Below are 18,270 nucleotides of genomic sequence, written 5' to 3' on the forward strand. Positions count from 1 at the left end.
GCGGTACACGTAGAGGAACGAGAGGAGGGCCACCGGGGATGAGCACGAAGGACTTCGTCGAGAAGGACTACTACAAGGTCCTCGGTGTCCCGAAGGACGCCACCGAGGCCGAGATCAAGAAGGCGTACCGGAAGCTCGCCCGCGAGTTCCACCCGGACGCCAACAAGGGCGACGCCTCGGCGGAAGAGCGCTTCAAGGAGATCTCCGAGGCGAACGACATCCTCGGCGACGCCAAGAAGCGCAAGGAGTACGACGAGGCGCGCGCCCTGTTCGGCAACGGTGGCTTCCGCCCCGGGCCGGGCGGGGGCGGCGGCTCGTTCAACTTCGACCTCGGCGACCTCTTCGGCGGTCAGCAGCCGGGCGGCGGCGGCGCGGGCGGCGGCTTCGGCGGCGGCCTGGGCGATGTGTTCGGCGGCCTGTTCAACCGCGGCGGCGCCGGCGCCGGCCCGGGAGCCCGTGTCCAGCCGCGCCGCGGCCAGGACATCGAGTCCGAGGTCACGCTCTCCTTCACGGAGGCGGTGGACGGGGCGACCGTCCCGCTCCGGATGTCCTCCCAGGCTCCCTGCAAGGCCTGTTCGGGCACCGGCGACAAGAACGGCACCCCCCGGGTGTGCCCGACCTGCGTCGGCACCGGCCAGGTCTCGCGCGGCAGCGGCGGCGGCTTCTCGCTGACCGACCCCTGCGCGGACTGCAAGGGCCGCGGTCTGATCGCGGAGAACCCCTGCGACGTCTGCAAGGGCAGCGGCCGCGCCCGCAGCTCCCGCACCATGCAGGTCCGGATCCCGGCGGGCGTCTCCGACGGCCAGCGGATCCGGCTGCGCGGCAAGGGCACTCCGGGCGAGCGCGGCGGCCCCGCGGGCGACCTCTACGTGGTGGTCCACGTGGACACGCACCCGGTGTTCGGCCGCAAGGGCGACAACCTGACGGTGACGGTCCCGGTGGACTTCGCGGAGGCCGCCCTCGGCGCCGAGATCAGGGTCCCGACCCTGAACGGCCCGTCGGTGACGCTGAAGCTGCCGCCGGGCACCCCCAACGGCCGGACGATGCGGGCCCGCGGCAAGGGCGCGGTCCGCAAGGACGGCACCCGCGGCGACCTGCTGGTGACGGTCGAGGTGGCCGTGCCGGCGGAGCTGTCGGACAAGGCGCGCGAGGCGCTGGAGATGTACCGCGTCGCGACCGAGTCGGAAGACCCGCGCGCCGCGCTGTTCGAGTCCGCGAAGGGAGCATGAGATGGACGGCCGCCGCAGACAGCCCCGTTTCGGCAACGGGGCTTATGAACTCACCGACGAGACCCCGGTCTACGTGATCTCGGTGGCCGCCCAGCTCTCCGGCCTGCACCCGCAGACCCTCCGCCAGTACGACCGCCTCGGCCTGGTCTCCCCGGACCGGACGGCCGGCCGCGGCCGGCGCTACTCGGCCCGGGACATCGAGCTGCTCCGCACGGTGCAGGCGCTGTCCCAGGACGAGGGCATCAACCTGGCGGGCATCAAGCGCATCATCGAGCTGGAGAACCAGGTGGCCGCCCTCCAGCAGCGCGTGGCCGAACTGGCCGCCACCGTGGACGGCGCCGCCGCCACCCTGCGGGCCCGCGAGGCCCAGGTGCACGCCTCGTACCGCCGGGACCTGGTTCCGTACCAGCCGCCGGTGCCGGGCAACGCGCTCGTCGTCTGGCGCCCCAAGCGCCCGACGGACTGACGGACTGACACCGCGGCCCCCGCGGCCCTGGACGTACCGAAGGCCCCGCCCGGAATCCCGGGCGGGGCCTTCGGCGCGTACGCACGGGGGCGCCCCGTCAGCCGGTCAGCACTTCGGCAGCTGTGACGGGTCCCCGTGCAGGATCCCCGACTGGGCGATGAGGTAGCCCAGCTGCGCCCGGCTGCCGCTCCCCAGCGCGGTGGCCAGCTTGGCGATGTGCGCCCGGCAGGTCCGTACGTTCATCCCCAGCCGGCGCGCGATGGCCTCGTCCACGTGCCCCTCGATGAGGAGCTGCGCGATGGAGCGCTGCACGCCGGAGATGCCCTCGGGCATGTGCGTGTACGTCACCTCGTCGCGCAACGGCACCGCACGCCGCCAGAGTTGCTCGAAGACCTTGATGAGATACTGGACGAGCCCCGGATGGCGGAGTTCCAGTGCCACCCGCCGGTCTTCGCTGACGGGGATGAAGGCGACGGTCCGGTCGAAGATGATGAGGCGCTCGATCAGCTCCTCCAGCGTGCGGATCTCAACCTTCCCGGTGGAAATGCGGTCCACATAGGCGAGGGTGCCCTGGCTGTGGCGCGCGGTGTGCTGGTAGAGGGTCCGGATGCTCACGCCCCGGTCGATCAGCGGGGCGTCGCGCTCCAGGGCCTCACTGAGGACGAACGACGGCCGGGCGCCACCCGGCTGGACGGTCAGCATCTCGGTGTGGCACTCGGCGGTGGCGAGGTCCAGGGCGGCGTTGATCTGGTCGAACCCCTCCAGCACGGTGATGGCGTGGGTGTTCGCCGGGCTCTGGGCGCTGATGGCGAGGAAAGGCTCGAATGCATCGGTGAGGTCGATGGCGGTGCGTCTGCGGTCCTGGATCTCACGTTCGAGTGGATGGAGACGTTGGGCCAGAGCGACGGACGGGGGAACCGCGCGGAGCTGGTTCGCGTCATCCGGGTCGGGCCGCAGCAGACCGAATTCGAGCAGGCAGGGAGCGTTTGCCACTTCGCCCCTGGGTACCCGGCCGGTGCTCAGCGCCGCCGCGTACAGGCGTGCCCCCTCGTCGCACATGGCCGTGACGGGGTGGGGATGTGTCGGGTTTGTGTAGTTTATGGGCAAATCTCCACCCCCCAGGGTCCTGAACATGCAAGAACATGATGCATCGTCCCTGTGGCCGTAACGTGCCTGAATGAGCCATGGTCTGACGTGCGGGGGAGAGGATTCCATCAAGTGAGGACGAAGCCGACCATGTACAAGAGAATGCTTCGCTCGGCGCTTGCCGTTGTTTTCTCCGCTGTCGCGGTCTTTGGGGCAGTCAGCGTCGTCAATGGTGATGCGGGGAGCGCTCTGGCCAGTGACAGCGGTTGGAACACCACGCCGGCAGGGGAGTCGGACAGCGGTTGGAACATCGTGCCGACATTCAAGAAGTCGGACAGCGGTTGGAACGCCAAGCCGGCCGGTGAGCCGGACAGTGGTTGGAACGCCGCGCCCGTGAAGGCCGTCTGATGACCCCCGACGACCGTGACTTCCGGCGCGAAATGGCCTCGGCGTACCGGTCCGGATGGCAGTTCATAGACCTGGCCACGGCGATCCCCCACGCCGGAGATTCGCTGATGGTCACCCTGTTCGGCCAGCCGATCGTCGTCGTGCGCGAGGAAGACGAAGACGTCCGCGCCTACCGCTGTCTGCGCCGCCCCCGCGGCGCGCCGCAGCCCGTCCGCTGCGAGGTCCGGTACGGCATGGTCTTCGTCAATCTCGATCAGCGCGACCACCAGCTTTTCGAACCGGACATCACCACCGCCACCCCCCGCAGTGCCTGACGCGATTCCCCCGTCGTTGCAGATCGCTCAGGCGCTACCCCCACACAGCGGCGCCATCGTGGACCTGACCACGATGGCGCCGCTGTGATGTCCGCGTCCAGTGGTTGAACCGGACAATTAATCGTGATCCTTTTCCGCCCGGTCAGGCCCGCCCCATGGCCCGGTCCAGGGTGATCTCCACGACGACCCGGTCCGGGTTCGGCGACGGCACCCGCCCGTACCGCTCGGCGTAGCGCGCCACCGCCTCGGCGACCGAGGCCTCGTCCGTACGGACCACCGCGCGCCCCTCCAGCGTCGCCCAGCGGCGCCCCTCCATCTGGCAGACCGCGACCCGCGCCGAGCCGCCCGGGGCGCTCTCCATCGCCGCCAGGACGTTGCGGACCTTCTTGCTGTGCTTGTTGCTGATCACCCGCGCGAGCCCGGCCCCGGGGTCGTACGTCACGCCGACCGGCACCACGTGCGGGCTTCCGTCGGGCCTCGGGGTGGTCAGCGTGCAGACGTGCCGCTCCCGCCAGAAGGCGAGGTACTCCGGCGTCGGGTTGAGTACGTCATGACCTGGGTTCGAAACACGCATGCGCCGAAGCGTACGTGCGACAGCCTTGAGTGGAATAGACTCAACTTTATACAGGTTGCCCATAGCAGAGTGCGTGCAGGATGCATGCGCAGGACGCACGAACCGTACGGAGAGGAGACGTCGCAGGTGGATGCCGAGCTGACCAACAGGAGCCGGGACGCGCTCAACGCGGCCACCAGCAGGGCCGTCAAGGACGGGAACGCGGACCTGACCCCCGCACACCTGCTCCTGGCCCTGCTCGCCGGCCAGGACAACGAGAACATCACCGATCTGCTCGCCGCCACCGAGGCCGACCAGGCCGCCGTGCGCGACGGCGCGGAGCGGCTCGTCGCCGCCCTGCCCAGCGTCACCGGCTCCACCGTCGCGCCCCCGCAGGCCACCCGCGACCTCCTCGCCGTACTCGCCGAGGCCGACGCGCAGGCCGGGAAGCTCGGCGACGAGTACCTGTCCACCGAACACCTCCTCATCGCCCTCGCCGCCAAGGGCGCGGCGGCCGGTGAGGTCCTTTCCGCCGAGGGCGCGACCGCCGCGAAGCTGCTGGCCGCCTTCCAGAACGCACGAGGAGGCCGGCGGGTGACCAGCCCCGACCCCGAGGGCCAGTACAAGGCCCTGGAGAAGTTCGGCACGGACTTCACGGCCGCCGCCCGCGAGGGCAAGCTCGACCCGGTCATCGGCCGCGACCAGGAGATCCGGCGCGTCGTCCAGGTCCTCTCCCGGCGTACGAAGAACAACCCGGTGCTCATCGGCGAGCCCGGCGTCGGCAAGACGGCCGTCGTCGAGGGCCTGGCCCAGCGCATCGTCAAGGGCGACGTCCCCGAATCCCTGAAGAACAAGCGGCTGGTCTCCCTCGACCTCGGCGCGATGGTCGCGGGCGCCAAGTACCGCGGCGAGTTCGAGGAGCGCCTGAAGACCGTCCTCGCCGAGATCAAGTCGAGCGACGGCCAGATCATCACCTTCATCGACGAGCTCCACACCGTCGTCGGCGCGGGCGCCGGCGGGGACTCCGCCATGGACGCGGGCAACATGCTCAAGCCCATGCTGGCCCGAGGCGAGCTGCGGATGGTCGGCGCGACCACCCTCGACGAGTACCGCGAGCGCATCGAGAAGGACCCCGCGCTGGAGCGCCGCTTCCAGCAGGTGCTGGTGGCGGAGCCGAGCGTCGAGGACACCATCGCGATCCTGCGCGGCCTCAAGGGCCGGTACGAGGCGCACCACAAGGTCGTCATCAACGACAGCGCGCTCGTCGCCGCGGCCACCCTCTCCGACCGGTACATCACCTCCCGGTTCCTCCCCGACAAGGCCATCGACCTCGTCGACGAGGCCGCGTCCCGGCTGCGCATGGAGATCGACTCCTCCCCGCTGGAGATCGACGAGCTCCAGCGCGCCGTGGACCGCCTGCGCATGGAGGAGCTGGCGCTGAAGAACGAGTCCGACCCTGCCTCGCTGGAGCGCCTCGACAAGCTGCGCAAGGACCTCGCGGACAAGGAGGAGGACCTGCGCGGCCTGACCGCCCGCTGGGAGAAGGAGAAGCAGTCCCTCAACCGGGTCGGAGAGCTCAAGGAGCGCCTCGACGACCTGCGCGGGCAGGCCGAGCGCGCCCAGCGCGACGGCGACTTCGACGCCGCCTCCAAGCTGCTCTACGGGGAGATCCCCGAGCTGGAGCGCGAGCTGGAGGAGGCCACCGAGGCCGAGGCCGAGGCCTCCAAGGGGACGATGGTCAAGGACGAGGTCGGCCCCGACGACATCGCGGACGTGGTGGGCGCCTGGACGGGCATCCCGGCGGGCCGCCTCCTGGAGGGCGAGACGCAGAAGCTGCTGCGCATGGAGGACGAGCTGGGCCGCCGCCTGATCGGCCAGCAAGAGGCCGTACGGGCCGTCTCCGACGCCGTGCGCCGCACCCGGGCCGGCATCGCCGACCCGGACCGCCCGACGGGCTCCTTCCTCTTCCTGGGCCCCACGGGCGTCGGCAAGACGGAGCTGGCGAAGGCCCTCGCGGACTTCCTCTTCGACGACGAGCGGGCCATGGTCCGCATCGACATGTCGGAGTACTCCGAGAAGCACAGCGTGGCCCGGCTGGTCGGCGCCCCGCCCGGGTACGTGGGCTACGAGGAGGGCGGCCAGCTCACCGAGGCCGTCCGGCGCCGCCCGTACAGCGTGGTGCTGCTGGACGAGGTGGAGAAGGCCCACCCCGAGGTCTTCGACATCCTGCTCCAGGTCCTCGACGACGGCCGCCTCACGGACGGCCAGGGCCGCACCGTGGACTTCCGCAACACCATCCTGATCCTGACCTCCAACCTGGGCAGCCAGTTCCTGACGGACCCGGCCACCTCGGACCAGGACAAGAAGGCCAGGGTCCTGGAGGTGGTCAGGGCCTCCTTCAAGCCCGAGTTCCTCAACCGCCTCGACGACCTCGTGGTCTTCTCCGCCCTGACCCGGGACGAGCTGGCGCACATCGCCGAGCTCCAGATCGGCTCCCTCGCCAGGCGGCTGGCCGCCCGCCGCCTGACCCTGGACGTCACCCCCGACGCCCTGGCCTGGCTCGCGGACAAGGGCAACGACCCCGCCTACGGCGCCCGCCCGCTGCGCCGCCTGATCCAGACGGCGATCGGCGACCGGCTGGCCAAGGAGATCCTCTCCGGCGAGGTCAAGGACGGCGACACCGTCCGCGTCGCCGTGGCCGGCGAGGACCTCCTGGTCGGCAAGGCCCTCTGAGCGTTCGGGCGTGATCCGTTTCACGCGTGAAACAACGTGGCTATGGTTGTCTCACGCGTGAAACGGGAATTCACATGCTCACAAGGCTCTGGGAGGTGCGTTACGGATGCTGTTGAGCTTCCGCGTGGCGAACCACGGTTCCTTGCGTGAACCCCAGGAACTCAATTTCGTCCCGTCGTACGCGGACGACCGGCCGGCGGTTCCGGTGGTGGCCGTCTACGGGGCGAACGCGTCGGGGAAATCGACCCTCATCGACGCGTACGCCTTCTTCCAGAAGGCGGTCCAGCAGTCGCAGGCCCGGTGGCTGCCCGGCGCCCCGGTTCCCAGGCGCCCCTTCCTGCTCGACCACACCAGCCGCGACGAGGTCTCGACCTACGCCGCCGACGTCCTGCTGGGCGGTGTCCGCTACGCCTACGGCTTCAGCGTGACCGACCGCGAGATCGTCGAGGAATGGCTGTACAGCTATCCCAAGGCCCGCAGGCGCGTTCTCTTCGAGCGTTCCGCGATGGCCATGACGTACGGGGCGACGCTGGGCGGCGGCAAGGTCGCCGCGGAGCGCATCCTGCGGCCGAACAGCCTCTACCTCTCGGCTGCGGCCCAGTCCTCGCACACCGAGCTGAGCCGGCTGTGGACCTGTCTCACCGGCCCCTTCGTCGTCGACGACTCGACCCGACAGGTGCTGGTCCACTCGGTAGCCGGAGCGATGGCCGCCTCCCTCTATCAGTCCTTTGCCGATCGGGGCCTTCCCATCGGCTCGGAGGTCCTGGCGGCAGCGGACCTCGGGGTCCATGAGATCCGGGAGGGCCAGGAGCGACCCGGGGCCACGTTCCCCGAGGACGAACTCCGCCCACGGCTGTCGGCGCACCTGCGATCGGCGGCATCGCGGTCGCTGGAGTTCGTCCATGTGGTGGACGGCGAGGAGTTCGTCCTCCCCGTGGAAGCCGAATCGGCGGGCACCAAAACCTGGCTCAACCTGGTGAGCACGGGGCTCTCGGCGGTGTTGGCAGGGCAAGCGGTGTGGGTGGACGAGATCGACATCAGCCTGCACCCCATGCTGACCGCCAAGCTCATCTCGCTCTTCCAGAACCCCGAGCTGAACCCGCGCGGAGCCCAGCTGATCTTCACCACCCACGACGCGTCGCTCCTCGGAACGATGCTGGGGGAGCAGGTGCTGTCGCGCGACCAGGTGTGGTTCGTCGAGAAGGCCCCCGCCACGGGGGCGGCCGAGCTGTACCCGCTCAGCGATTTCAAGCCGAGGAAGGGCGAGAACTTCGAACGCCGCTACCTGGCGGGCAGCTACGGCGCGGTACCGCTCCTCCCGGAGACGGCGTTCGAGGACATGCTCAGGAAGTACTGGGGGGCACATGGCGGCGAGGCGGTTTCCGCGTGAGGGATCGGGGCGCCGGCGGGGTCCGGTCCGGCCGTCGGCGCGCACGCTGCTGATCGTCTGCGGCAGCAAGGAGACGGAACGCCAGTACCTGCAAGGGCTGCGCGATCATCTGCGCAACCCGGCAGTGGCGGTGAAGGTGCTGGGCAAGGCGTGTTCGCCCACCCAGCTGGTCGCCTACACGATCGGTCAGCGAGATCTCGCGGACGGCTACGACGAGGTCTGGTGCGTCTTCGACGTCGATCAGTTCCCGGATGTCGACGAGGCCGTCACCCAGGCCCGCCGCGCCGGAATCAAGGTCGCCGTGTCGAACCCGTGCTTCGAGGTGTGGCTGCTCCTGCACTTCGCGGATCACCGGGTGCACGTCGAAACGTACAAGAAACTGCTGCCGCTCCTGCGGAAGCACGTCCCCGCGTACGACAAGACCCGGGTCGACTTCGCCGCGTACCGGCAGGGCCTGAAGGCGGCCGCGGAACGCGCCGAGCGCCTTGACCCGACGGGAGAGGACCACGCACGAAACCCGTCGTCAGGCGTGTGGCGGCTGACGAACCGCATGACACGCCCGGACGCTCCCTGACCTGATCCTGTCCGCCCGGAGCGGATCGTAGGTGCGGGGGTGGACACGGGGTAGGAGCGATGGGGGAGGATGACGTCATCCGCACGAAGGGAAGTACACGGTGAGCATCGACCCGGCCTCGATTCCGAACTTCGGAGGGCAGCAGCCCGATCCGCAGGCCACAGGACCGGCGGGCCCCGTCGTCCCCGACCAGGACCTGGTGAAGCAGCTCCTGGACCAGATGGAGCTCAAGTACGTCGTCGACGACGAGGGCGACCTCGCGGCGCCGTGGGAGGATTTCCGCACGTACTTCATGTTCCGCGGCGAAGACGAGCAGCAGGTCTTCTCCGTGCGGACCTTCTACGACCGCCCGCACAAGATCGACGAGAAGCCGCAGCTCCTTGAGTCGATCGACGACTGGAACCGCCGCACCCTGTGGCCGAAGGTCTACAGCCACACGCACGACGACGGTTCCGTCCGTCTGATCGGCGAGGCGCAGATGCTGATCGGCACCGGCGTCAGCCTGGAGCACTTCGTCTCCTCCACGGTCAGCTGGGTCCGCGCGTCCATCGAGTTCGACAAGTGGCTCGTGGAGCAGCTCGGCCTGGAGCAGGACGTCGACTCCGCCGACGGCGACGACAAGGGTGACGACGACGGCGAAGCCACCAACTAGCCGTCACCCGTCACAGCGGTACTTTGGCGACGAGGAGCAGGTACACCCCGTAGCCGTAGGAGAGCCCGGCCAGCCCCGCGGTGAGCATCACCGCGGTGCCGTGCCGGGCTCTCGCCATGACGGCCGCCACCGGGAGCAGCAGCGGGAACGCGGGGACCAGGAAGCGCGGCTTGGACTCGAAGAACCCGGCGCCGCCGTAGGTGATCACCATCAGGACCCCCGTGTACACGAGCACCGGGAGCGGCATCCGGTCCAGGGCCAGCAGGATCGCCAGCAGTCCCGCCGCGGCAAGGACGAACACGGTCGCGGTGGTGGCCAGGGGGACGTTCCCGCCGGTGAGCACCTTCTCCGCCGAGCGCAGCGCGCCGCCGCCGAAGTCGAAGCGGGAGCCCCACCGGCTCTGCACCTCGAAGTAGCCGCCGAGCGGATCCCCGGTGCGCACCCCCACCGCCACGACGTACGCGGCCCAGCCCGCCGGCGCGAGCACCCCGGCCGCCCAGACCTCGGGTGCCCGGGATCTTCGCAGCAGCACCTCGTGGAAGGCCATGACGGAGACGGCCGCGGCCACCGCGATCCCGGTCGGCCTGGTCAGCCCGGCGAGTATCGCCAGCCCCGCCGCCCACAGCCACCTCCCGGTCAGCACGGCGTACAGGCTCCAGGCGGCCAGCGCGGTCAGCAGCGCCTCCGTGTACCCGAGGGTCAGCACCACCGAGTGCGGCAGCACCGCCCACAGCGCCACCAGCAGCAGCCCGCCCCGCGGCCCGAGCAGCCGCTCCCCGATCTTGTACACGCCGACGGCGGCGAGCGCGGCGGCCGTCCAGGCGACCAGCAGCGCGGCGGCGGGGGTGCCGCCGGCCAGCCCCACCAGGTAGGGGTAGAGCGGGAAGAAGGCGTAGTCGCTCTGTACGGAGCCGGTGACGGGCCACATCTGGGTGCGCCCGTAGCCGTGGGCGGCGATGTGGAGGTACCAGACGGAGTCCCAGGATCCGCCGAGGACCTTGACCGGGCTCTTGCCGGCCCACCACGCGCCGGCGGCGAGCACCAGCACCCCGCCGCCGCGCACCGCGGCGAACACCCCGAGCGCGCGGAAGGCAGCGGGCGTGGCCGTGCCGACCGCCCGTACGGAGACGGTGGTCACGCCAGCCGTCGCAGCCGGTCGACGGCCTCGCGCAGTACCTCGGTCTTCTTGCAGAACGCCCAGCGCACCTGGGTGGCCCCGGCGGACTTGTCGTCGTAGAAGACCTGGTTGGGGATGGCGACGACCCCGCAGCGCTCGGGCAGGGCGCGGCAGAAGGCGATGCCGTCGCTCTCGCCGAGGGGCGCGATGTCGGTGGTGACGAAGTAGGTGCCCTGGGGGCGGTAGACCTGGAAGCCGGCCGCGGCGAGGCCGTCGGAGAGCAGGTCGCGTTTGGCGGCGAGGTCGGCGCGCAGGCCCTCGTAGTAGGAGTCGGGGAGGCCGAGGGCCTCGGCGACGGCGTACTGGAAGGGGCCGGAGGAGACGTAGGTCAGGAACTGCTTGACGGAGCGGACGGCGGCGACCAGCTCGGGCGTGGAGGTGATCCAGCCGACCTTCCAGCCGGTGAAGGAGTACGTCTTGCCCGCGCTGGAGATCGTCACCGTCCGCTCCCGCATGCCGGGCAGCGAGGCCAGCGGGGTGTGGGAGCCCTCGAAGACGAGGTGTTCGTACACCTCGTCGGTGATGACGAGCAGGTCGTGGCGGACGGCGAGTTCGGCGATCCCCGCGAGTTCGGCCGGGGTCAGGACGGTGCCCGTCGGGTTGTGGGGGGTGTTGAGCAGCAGCAGCCGGGTGCGCGGGGTGATGGCGTCGCGCAGCGCGTCGAGGTCGGGGCGGAAGTCCGGGGCGCGCAGGGTGAGGGGGACGCGGACGGCGCCGGCCATGGCGATGCAGGCCGCGTAGGAGTCGTAGAAGGGTTCGAGGGCGATGACCTCGTCGCCCGGTTCGAGGAGGGCCAGCAGGGCGGCGGCGATGGCCTCGGTGGCGCCCGCGGTGACCAGGACCTCGGTGTCGGGGTCGTAGGACAGGCCGTAGAAGCGCTGTTGGTGGGCGGCGATCGCGGTGCGCAGCTCGGGGACGCCGGCGCCGGGCGGGTACTGGTTGCCGAGGCCGGCCAGGACCGCGCGGGAGGCGGCCTCGGCGATCTCGGCCGGGCCGTCGGTGTCCGGGAAGCCCTGGCCGAGGTTGATCGACCCGGTGCGGGCGGCCAGCGCCGACATCTCCGCGAAGATCGTCGTACCGAATGCGGCGAGGCGGCGGTTGAGGAAGGGGCGGTCGTTGCCCGCGGGTGCGCTCATGGGCGCCATCCTGGGCCGAACCTCTGGAGTTGCTCAAGTGTGCTTTCGCGCGGATGGCCCGTGGGCATCCCCACCTCACGCGGGACGCGGGGATCCCGCTCCCCGGGGGACCGGGGCGTGAGAGAGGGGCGAGCAGATGCTGCTGGCCGTCGTGATCTTCGTAAGTGTGGTGGTCGTCGTCTGTCTCGTGGCCGTGGGATCCCGGAGCAAGGGGTCGTCCGGCCGCGGGTTGCGGTCCGGTTCCGGTGTGAGTTCCGGTGCGAGCCGGGGCCGCCGCAGTAACTCGGACGGCGGAACGTGGGTGTCCTCCTGCGGATCGTCCTCTTCCTGCGGCTCGTCGTCGTCCTGCGGGGGATCGTCTTCGTCGTGCGGCGGCGGGGGCTGCGGTTCCAGCTGACACGGGGCAGCCCGGGACCGTGTGAAAGGGCGCCCGGCGGGCACACATCCCGTCGGGCGTCCTCATGTCCGCGGGGGTGTGGTTGAACACGTGAACTGTGTAGCCCCCGGGGGGATGTAAACCCCTTCAAGTTGGGTAAAAACGCTGTGAGCGCCGTGCCTTTCATGATTCCCTCGGTTGAGTAGACCAGTCCTCGGACCTTCCTGGACTTCCTGTGGACCCGTGCCGGGTTCCCCCCCACCCGTTGACTACCGCTGGCGGGCCCCGGCCCATCTCCCTCGCGCGTTTGCGGAGCCGACTCATGCTCACGACCCTCCAGACCACCTATACCGACACGCGTGCCGCCGATCTCGCCTGGGCCCTGGGACGGGAGCGGCTGCCCGCCCTGGCCGTGCTGAACCTCGATCTCGCGGGCGCGAAGGTGGAGTTGCGCCTGCTCGGAGCCTCCCACCAGGTGCTCCTGGAGGAGGGCGAGGTGCTCTGCTCGGAGACGGTCGCCTGTATGCCCGGCAGCAGTACGCCGCTGCCGCTCGGCGTCGCCAAGCGACTGGGCGACTGGGAGTACGAGTTCGCCGCCCGCGTCGAGAAGCTGTCGAGCGGCTCCTTCGCCGGGCGCGCCCAGGAGCTGCTGGCCCTCGTCGCGGATCACCCGAACGGGCTCGCCGGAACCTTCCCCGGCAGCCCGCACGCCTTCACCGCCCTGCTCGCGCAGCGTCACGAGGGGCAGGTGCGCTGGCGGACCTGGCACGCGTACCCGCAGGAGGGCCAGTTGGTCGCCACCCGCACCCGGGTGGGCGTACGGACGGGCGCGCCGGCCGACTCCCTGGCGCCGGCCGCGCGGTAGCGGCGGGGCCCGGGGCCGGGGGCGTGAAAAGGCCGTCGTGGGTACGCCAACTGGTCTAAACGGTGCGCCACTTGCACCCATGTGGGTGACCGGGTGTGGGTGGGTGGTGACGTACGGTTCCCCACATGATCGACCGTTCCGCCCCCGGCGGGGTGCTCCCGGCGCCGGAATCGCGGGGCGCCCCGACCGTCCCGGCGGCCGCCCTGCCCGTACGGCCCCGGACCGGCCGACTCCTCGTCCTGGCCACCGTGTTCATCTGTGCCGCCTGCGGGCTCGTCTACGAACTGGAGCTGCTCGCCCTCGGCTCGTACCTCATCGGAGACTCCGTCACCCAGGCGTCCGTGGTGCTCTCCGTCATGGTCTTCGCCATGGGAGTCGGCTCGCTGCTCGCCAAGCGGCTCAGACACCGCCCCGCGCTCGGCTTCGGCGCCATCGAGGCCGGGCTCGCACTGCTCGGCGGGCTCTCCGCCATGGCCCTGTACGCGAGCTTCGCCTGGCTGGGGGAGTCACAGCCCGCCCTCGTCGCCTTCTCCTTCGCCATCGGGGTGCTCATCGGCGCCGAGATCCCGCTGCTGATGGTCCTCATCCAGCGGATCCGCCGGCAGGACGCGGGCGGGGCCGTCGCCGACCTCTTCGCCGCCGACTACGTGGGCGCCCTCGTCGGCGGGCTCGCCTTCCCGTTCCTGCTGCTGCCGGTGCTCGGCCAGCTCACCGGCGCCATGCTCACCGGCGGGATCAACGTGGTCGTCGGCGGCGGGCTCGTGCTGTGGCTGTTCCGCCACGACCTCAGCCGGCGCTGCCGCTGGCTGCTGATCGCCGTGAACCTCACCGTGCTCGCCGCGCTCTGCTCGGCCACCGTGCTGGCCGACGACTTCGAGCGGGTCGCCCGCCGCGCCGTCTACGGCGGGGAGGTGCGGGTCGCCGTCCAGACCGGCGTACAGGAACTCGTCCTCACCGGACCCTCCAGCGGCTCCCCGCGCTCCCTCGACCTGTTCCTCGACGGGCGGCTGCGGGTCAGCGGCTACGACGAGTACCGCTACCACGAGGCCCTCGTCCACCCCGCGATGACCGGCCCGCACGCCCGGGTCCTCGTCCTCGGCGGCGGCGACGGCCTCGCCGCCCGCGAGGTGCTGCGCTACCCGGACGTCACCTCGGTCACCGTCGTCGAGATCGACCCCGGCGTGGTCCGGCTCGCGCGCACCGACCCGATGCTGTCCGCGCTCAACGGCCGGGCGTACGAGGACCCCCGCCTCGGGGTCGTCACGCAGGACGCGTTCCGCTGGCTGCGCGGGCCCGCCGCGCACGGCCGGTTCGACGTCATCGTCTCCGACCTCCCCGACCCCGGCATCACCCCCAGCACGAAGCTGTACTCCCAGGAGTTCTACGGGCTGGCCGCGCGGGCCCTCAGCCCCGGCGGCCGCCTCGCGGTGCACGCGGGGCCCCTCGCGACCCGGCCCCGGACCTACTGGACCGTCGAGTCGACGCTGCGCGCGGCCGGGCTGCGGACCGTCCCGTACAGCGCCGGCGGCCGCCTCTCCGGCTTCGCCGCCGGGCCGGACCGGGCGCAGGGCTCCAGGGGCGCGCCGCCGCAGGACTGGGGCTTCGTCCTGGCCGCGCACGAGGGGGCCCCGCCCCTGCGGGTGGACCGGGACACCCCCGGGCTGCGCTCGCTGTCCACCGGATCGCTGCGGGACGCGGCCCGTGACGCGGAACGCAGCAGGATCCCGGGGCTGCCGCCGTCGACGCTGCCGCACCCGCGCTACTCCTGAGCCCCCGGAGCCCCGGTCCGGGCGGCCGCCCGGGGCGGCCGGCGCGAAGAGGTTCGCGCCGGACCGGGCGCGCAGGCGTGACTCGTCGGTAGGCTCGGCCGCATGGAGCATCAGGTGTTCGTTCCGGTACCGGCCGACAGCCTCCGCGCCGTGCTGCGCGATCCCGCCCGGGTCGCCCGCTGCGTGCCGGGGCTCCAGCAGGACGCCGACGCCGAGTCCGGGCCGCTGTCGGGCCGGCTGAAGGTGCGCGTCGGCGGGAACACCGTGACCTACCGGGGGGCCCTGAGCATCACCGAGAGGCAGCCGGACGTGTTCGCCGTCGACGGCGAGGGCACCGAGATCCGGGGCAGCGGGACCGTGAAGCTCTCCGTGGTGCTGCGGCTGACCACGGAGGGGGACGGGTCCCGGCTGGACTTCACCGCCGGTGCCACCGCCGACGGGCGGGCAGCCTCCTTCGCCCCCGAGGCGACCGTGACCGCCGTACGCCGCTTCCTGGACCGCGCCGCCGAGCACCTGGCGGCCGCGGCGGTGCTGAGCGATCCCGTCGCCGAGGCGGAGGAGGCCGCGGACGCCGCGGACGCCGCGGACGCCGCGGACGCCGCGGACGGTGATCCCGGGGACGTCGGCGAGGTCGTCGCCTCCGTGTTCGAGGCCGAGGTGCCGCCGCCGGCCCTGGATCCCTTCCTGGAGGGGGAGATCGAGGAGCTCGCCGCCCCGCGCCCGCCGGCCGAGGCCGCCCACGCCCGCCGCACCATGATCGGCCGCAGCGCCGAGGAGGTGGACCACGCACCCCCGCGCGGCCGCTACGCCCCGGTCCCCGCGCCCGCCTCCACCTCCGCCGGCCAGAACCTGCGCTGGCTGGCCCCGGCCGCGGCCCTCGCCGTGGCCTCGGCGGTCGTCCTGGGCCGCGCCCTGCGCCGCCGCCACTGAACGGGGCCGTACAGGCCCTAATCTCGATCACATGAGTACGCAACTGACGGCCGGCGGGGCCGAGCTGACCATCGACCAGGACAACGGCTGCCGGATCAGCAGCCTGCGCGTCGACGGGACCGAGCTGCTGCGCCAGGGCCCGGACTTCGGCGCCTTCCCGATGGTCCCGTGGTGCGGACGCACCGCGGGCGGCCGGTTCCGGGACGGCGGGGTCGTCCATGAACTCCCGCTCAACAACGGCCCGCACTCCATCCACGGGTTCGGCCGCGAGCACCCCTGGCGCCGGGTGCGCGCCAGCGACACCGAGGCGGCGTTCGTCTACGACCTCGCCGCCCCGTGGCCGTGGCCCGGCCGGGTCACCCAGAGCGTCGAGCTGACCCCCGACGGCGCCACGCTCTCCATGGGCATCGAGACGTACGGCGACTCCTTCCCGGCGCAGGCGGGCTGGCACCCCTGGTTCCGCCGCAACCTCGGCACCGGCGAGGACGCGCGCCTCGACTTCCAGGCCGAATGGCAGGAGGAGAGGGGCGAGGACCACATCCCCACCGGGCGCCGCATCGACCCCAAGCCCGGCCCCTGGGACGACTGCTTCGGGATGCCGCACGGCGTGGACGTCACCCTCACCTGGCCCGGCGCGCTGGAGCTGAAGGTCCGCAGCCGCGACGAATGGGTCGTCATCTACGACGAGCAGCCCGAGGCCGTCTGCGTGGAGCCCCAGTCCGGCCCGCCGAACGGCCTCAACAGCCTGCCCCGGCTGGTCACCCCCGTGGACCCCCTGGAGATCTCCACCACGTGGACCTGGCGGCGGCTGGGCTAGGGCGCAATTAAGCTCAGGCCCATGAGTGAAGTACGGGATGCGCTGCTGCAGCAGATCAAGGACAAGGCCGTCGTACACGGCAAGGTGACCCTCTCCTCCGGGCGGGAGGCGGACTACTACATCGACCTCCGCCGGATCACCCTCGACGGCGAGGCGGCCCCGCTGGTCGGTCAGGTCATGCTCGACCTGACCTCCGACCTCGACTTCGACTGCGTCGGCGGCCTCACGCTGGGCGCCGACCCGGTGGCGACCTCGATGCTGCACGCCTCGGCCGCCCGCGGGCAGCGCCTGGACGCCTTCGTGGTCCGCAAGGCGCAGAAGGCGCACGGCATGCAGCGCCGGATCGAGGGCACCGACGTCAAGGGCAAGCGCTGCCTGGTCGTCGAGGACACCTCCACCACCGGCGGTTCCCCGCTGACCGCCGTCGAGGCGGTCCGGGAGGCCGGCGGCGAGGTCGTCGCGGTCGCGACGATCGTGGACCGGGGCGCGGCCGGGGCCATCGCCGAGGCGGGCCTGCCCTACCTCACCGGCTACCTCCTTGAGGACCTGGGCCTCTCCTGACCTGCGCTTTTCCCACCGGGCGGGGTGTTTCACGTGAAACACCCCGCCCGGTTCGCGCCATGCGGGGTGGACAGGGGGGTGGAGTGAGGGGCTGAGTCTGGAAAGATGGAGCCGACGATGACGTCGCCCCCAGGTCAGGGCCCGCAATAAGCACACTCCCCGCACATCCAAGGAGCGGACAGATGCCCATCGCAACCCCCGAGGTCTACAACGAGATGCTCGACCGGGCGAAGGCAGGCAAGTTCGCCTACCCGGCCATCAATGTGACCTCGTCCCAGACCCTGCACGCCGCACTGCGGGGCTTCGCGGAGGCCGAGAGCGACGGCATCATCCAGATCTCCACCGGTGGTGCGGAGTTCCTGGGTGGCCAGCACAACAAGGACATGGTCACCGGCGCCGTAGCCCTGGCCGAGTTCGCCCACATCGTGGCCGCCAAGTACGACATCACGGTCGCGCTGCACACGGACCACTGCCCCAAGGACAAGCTGGACGGCTACGTCCGCCCGCTGCTCGACATCTCCGCCGAGCGCGTGGCCCGCGGTCTGAACCCGCTCTTCCAGTCGCACATGTGGGACGGCTCCGCCGAGACCCTGGCCGACAACCTGGCCATCGGCCAGGAGCTGCTCGCCAAGGCCGTCGCCGCCAAGATCATCCTTGAGGTCGAGATCACCCCGACCGGCGGCGAGGAGGACGGCGTCAGCCACGAGATCAACGACGAGCTGTACACCACCGTCGACGACGCGATCCGCACCGCCGAGGCCCTGGGTCTGGGCGAGAAGGGCCGCTACCTGCTGGCCGCCTCCTTCGGCAACGTGCACGGCGTCTACAAGCCGGGCAATGTCGTCCTGCGCCCCGAGCTCCTCAAGGACCTCCAGGCCGGTGTGAGCGAGAAGTACGGCCAGGCTGCCGGCAGCCAGCCGTTCGACTTCGTCTTCCACGGCGGTTCGGGCTCCTCGGCCGAGGAGATCGCCACCGCGCTGGAGAACGGCGTCGTGAAGATGAACCTCGACACCGACACCCAGTACGCCTTCACCCGCCCGGTCGTCGACCACATGTTCTCCAACTACGCCGGCGTCCTGAAGGTCGACGGCGAGGTCGGCACCAAGTCGAAGTACGACCCCCGCACCTGGGGCAAGGCCGCCGAGGCGGGCATGGCCGTCCGTGTCGCCGAGGCCTGCGCCAACCTGCGTTCCACCGGTACCAAGCTGAAGTAAGCGCCGCGGGCGGTTCGCGC

At 71.3% G+C, this 18,270-nt stretch carries 18 protein-coding genes; 14 read left to right on the top strand and 4 right to left on the bottom strand.

Annotation, left to right across the window (positions count from 1 at the left end; all coding sequences use genetic code 11):
- Positions 1-38 precede the first annotated feature (38 nt).
- Positions 39-1,229, top strand: a complete 1,191-nt coding sequence (gene dnaJ / locus IE248_RS15170) for a molecular chaperone DnaJ (RefSeq protein WP_008741412.1) — start codon at positions 39-41, stop codon at positions 1,227-1,229.
- Between the two features lies 1 nt (position 1,230).
- A complete protein-coding gene (locus IE248_RS15175; RefSeq protein ID WP_008741411.1) occupies positions 1,231-1,695 on the top strand; it encodes a heat shock protein transcriptional repressor HspR in 465 nt (154 codons plus the stop codon).
- Positions 1,696-1,800: 105 nt separating this feature from the next.
- On the opposite strand, the gene IE248_RS15180 is transcribed toward IE248_RS15175, so the two are convergent.
- Positions 1,801-2,829, bottom strand: a complete 1,029-nt coding sequence (locus IE248_RS15180; RefSeq protein ID WP_008741410.1) for a regulatory protein — start codon at positions 2,827-2,829, stop codon at positions 1,801-1,803.
- Between the two features lie 102 nt (positions 2,830-2,931).
- On the opposite strand from IE248_RS15180, the gene IE248_RS15185 reads away from it, so the two are divergent.
- Together IE248_RS15185 and IE248_RS15190 are read left to right on the top strand one after the other, a co-directional pair.
- Positions 2,932-3,189, top strand: a complete 258-nt coding sequence (locus tag IE248_RS15185) for a hypothetical protein (RefSeq protein WP_190030955.1) — start codon at positions 2,932-2,934, stop codon at positions 3,187-3,189.
- Positions 3,189-3,503 carry a Rieske (2Fe-2S) protein gene (locus IE248_RS15190; RefSeq protein WP_037793158.1) on the top strand — a complete coding sequence of 105 codons (315 nt, stop codon included), beginning with the start codon at positions 3,189-3,191 and terminating at the stop codon, positions 3,501-3,503. The genes IE248_RS15185 and IE248_RS15190 overlap by 1 nt, the downstream gene beginning before the upstream one ends.
- A 142-nt stretch (positions 3,504-3,645) precedes the next feature.
- Here IE248_RS15190 and IE248_RS15195 read toward each other — a convergent pair whose 3' ends face one another.
- Positions 3,646-4,077, bottom strand: a complete 432-nt coding sequence (locus IE248_RS15195; protein ID WP_037793156.1) for a pyridoxamine 5'-phosphate oxidase family protein — start codon at positions 4,075-4,077, stop codon at positions 3,646-3,648.
- 126 nt (positions 4,078-4,203) lie between these two features.
- Between IE248_RS15195 and clpB the strand changes: the two genes are divergently transcribed.
- The 4 genes from clpB (at position 4,204) to IE248_RS15215 (ending at position 9,405) form a co-directional block, all read left to right on the top strand.
- Entirely contained in the window at positions 4,204-6,789 is a 2,586-nt protein-coding gene (gene clpB, locus IE248_RS15200; protein ID WP_190031036.1) for an ATP-dependent chaperone ClpB, read from the top strand.
- A gap of 142 nt (positions 6,790-6,931) precedes the next feature.
- Complete coding sequence (locus IE248_RS15205) at positions 6,932-8,179, top strand: AAA family ATPase (protein WP_190030956.1); 1,248 nt, start codon at positions 6,932-6,934, stop codon at positions 8,177-8,179.
- Entirely contained in the window at positions 8,154-8,753 is a 600-nt protein-coding gene (locus tag IE248_RS15210; protein ID WP_190030957.1) for an RloB family protein, read from the top strand. Before IE248_RS15205 ends, IE248_RS15210 begins: the two co-directional genes overlap by 26 nt.
- 100 nt (positions 8,754-8,853) lie before the next feature.
- Positions 8,854-9,405 carry a type III secretion system chaperone family protein gene (locus tag IE248_RS15215; protein WP_008741403.1) on the top strand — a complete coding sequence of 184 codons (552 nt, stop codon included), beginning with the start codon at positions 8,854-8,856 and terminating at the stop codon, positions 9,403-9,405.
- A 10-nt stretch (positions 9,406-9,415) separates the two neighbouring features.
- On the opposite strand, the gene IE248_RS15220 is transcribed toward IE248_RS15215, so the two are convergent.
- Positions 9,416-10,543 carry a putative hexosyltransferase gene (locus IE248_RS15220; protein WP_124289099.1) on the bottom strand — a complete coding sequence of 376 codons (1,128 nt, stop codon included), beginning with the start codon at positions 10,541-10,543 and terminating at the stop codon, positions 9,416-9,418.
- The gene (locus tag IE248_RS15225) at positions 10,540-11,727 is read right to left on the bottom strand and encodes a pyridoxal phosphate-dependent aminotransferase (RefSeq protein ID WP_190030958.1); all 1,188 of its coding nucleotides are present in this window, start codon (positions 11,725-11,727) and stop codon (positions 10,540-10,542) included. Before IE248_RS15225 ends, IE248_RS15220 begins: the two co-directional genes overlap by 4 nt.
- A 689-nt stretch (positions 11,728-12,416) precedes the next feature.
- Here IE248_RS15225 and IE248_RS15230 point away from each other — a divergent pair.
- The 6 genes from IE248_RS15230 (at position 12,417) to fbaA (ending at position 18,250) form a co-directional block, all read left to right on the top strand.
- A complete protein-coding gene (locus tag IE248_RS15230) occupies positions 12,417-12,959 on the top strand; it encodes a DUF2617 family protein (protein WP_073774192.1) in 543 nt (180 codons plus the stop codon).
- Positions 12,960-13,084: 125 nt separating this feature from the next.
- Complete coding sequence (locus IE248_RS15235) at positions 13,085-14,728, top strand: polyamine aminopropyltransferase (protein WP_229895332.1); 1,644 nt, start codon at positions 13,085-13,087, stop codon at positions 14,726-14,728.
- A gap of 102 nt (positions 14,729-14,830) precedes the next feature.
- Positions 14,831-15,658 carry an SRPBCC domain-containing protein gene (locus tag IE248_RS15240; protein ID WP_190030959.1) on the top strand — a complete coding sequence of 276 codons (828 nt, stop codon included), beginning with the start codon at positions 14,831-14,833 and terminating at the stop codon, positions 15,656-15,658.
- 31 nt (positions 15,659-15,689) lie between these two features.
- Positions 15,690-16,475, top strand: a complete 786-nt coding sequence (locus tag IE248_RS15245; RefSeq protein WP_037797923.1) for an aldose epimerase family protein — start codon at positions 15,690-15,692, stop codon at positions 16,473-16,475.
- A gap of 21 nt (positions 16,476-16,496) precedes the next feature.
- Positions 16,497-17,036: an orotate phosphoribosyltransferase gene (gene pyrE / locus IE248_RS15250; protein WP_037797925.1), complete on the top strand. Its 540-nt coding sequence runs from the start codon at positions 16,497-16,499 to the stop codon at positions 17,034-17,036.
- A gap of 182 nt (positions 17,037-17,218) precedes the next feature.
- Complete coding sequence (fbaA, locus tag IE248_RS15255; protein WP_008741395.1) at positions 17,219-18,250, top strand: class II fructose-bisphosphate aldolase; 1,032 nt, start codon at positions 17,219-17,221, stop codon at positions 18,248-18,250.
- The last annotated feature ends 20 nt before the right edge of the window (positions 18,251-18,270 follow it).

This window comes from Streptomyces goshikiensis (assembly GCF_014650555.1).
GTDB classification, from domain to species: Bacteria; Actinomycetota; Actinomycetes; order Streptomycetales; family Streptomycetaceae; genus Streptomyces; species Streptomyces goshikiensis.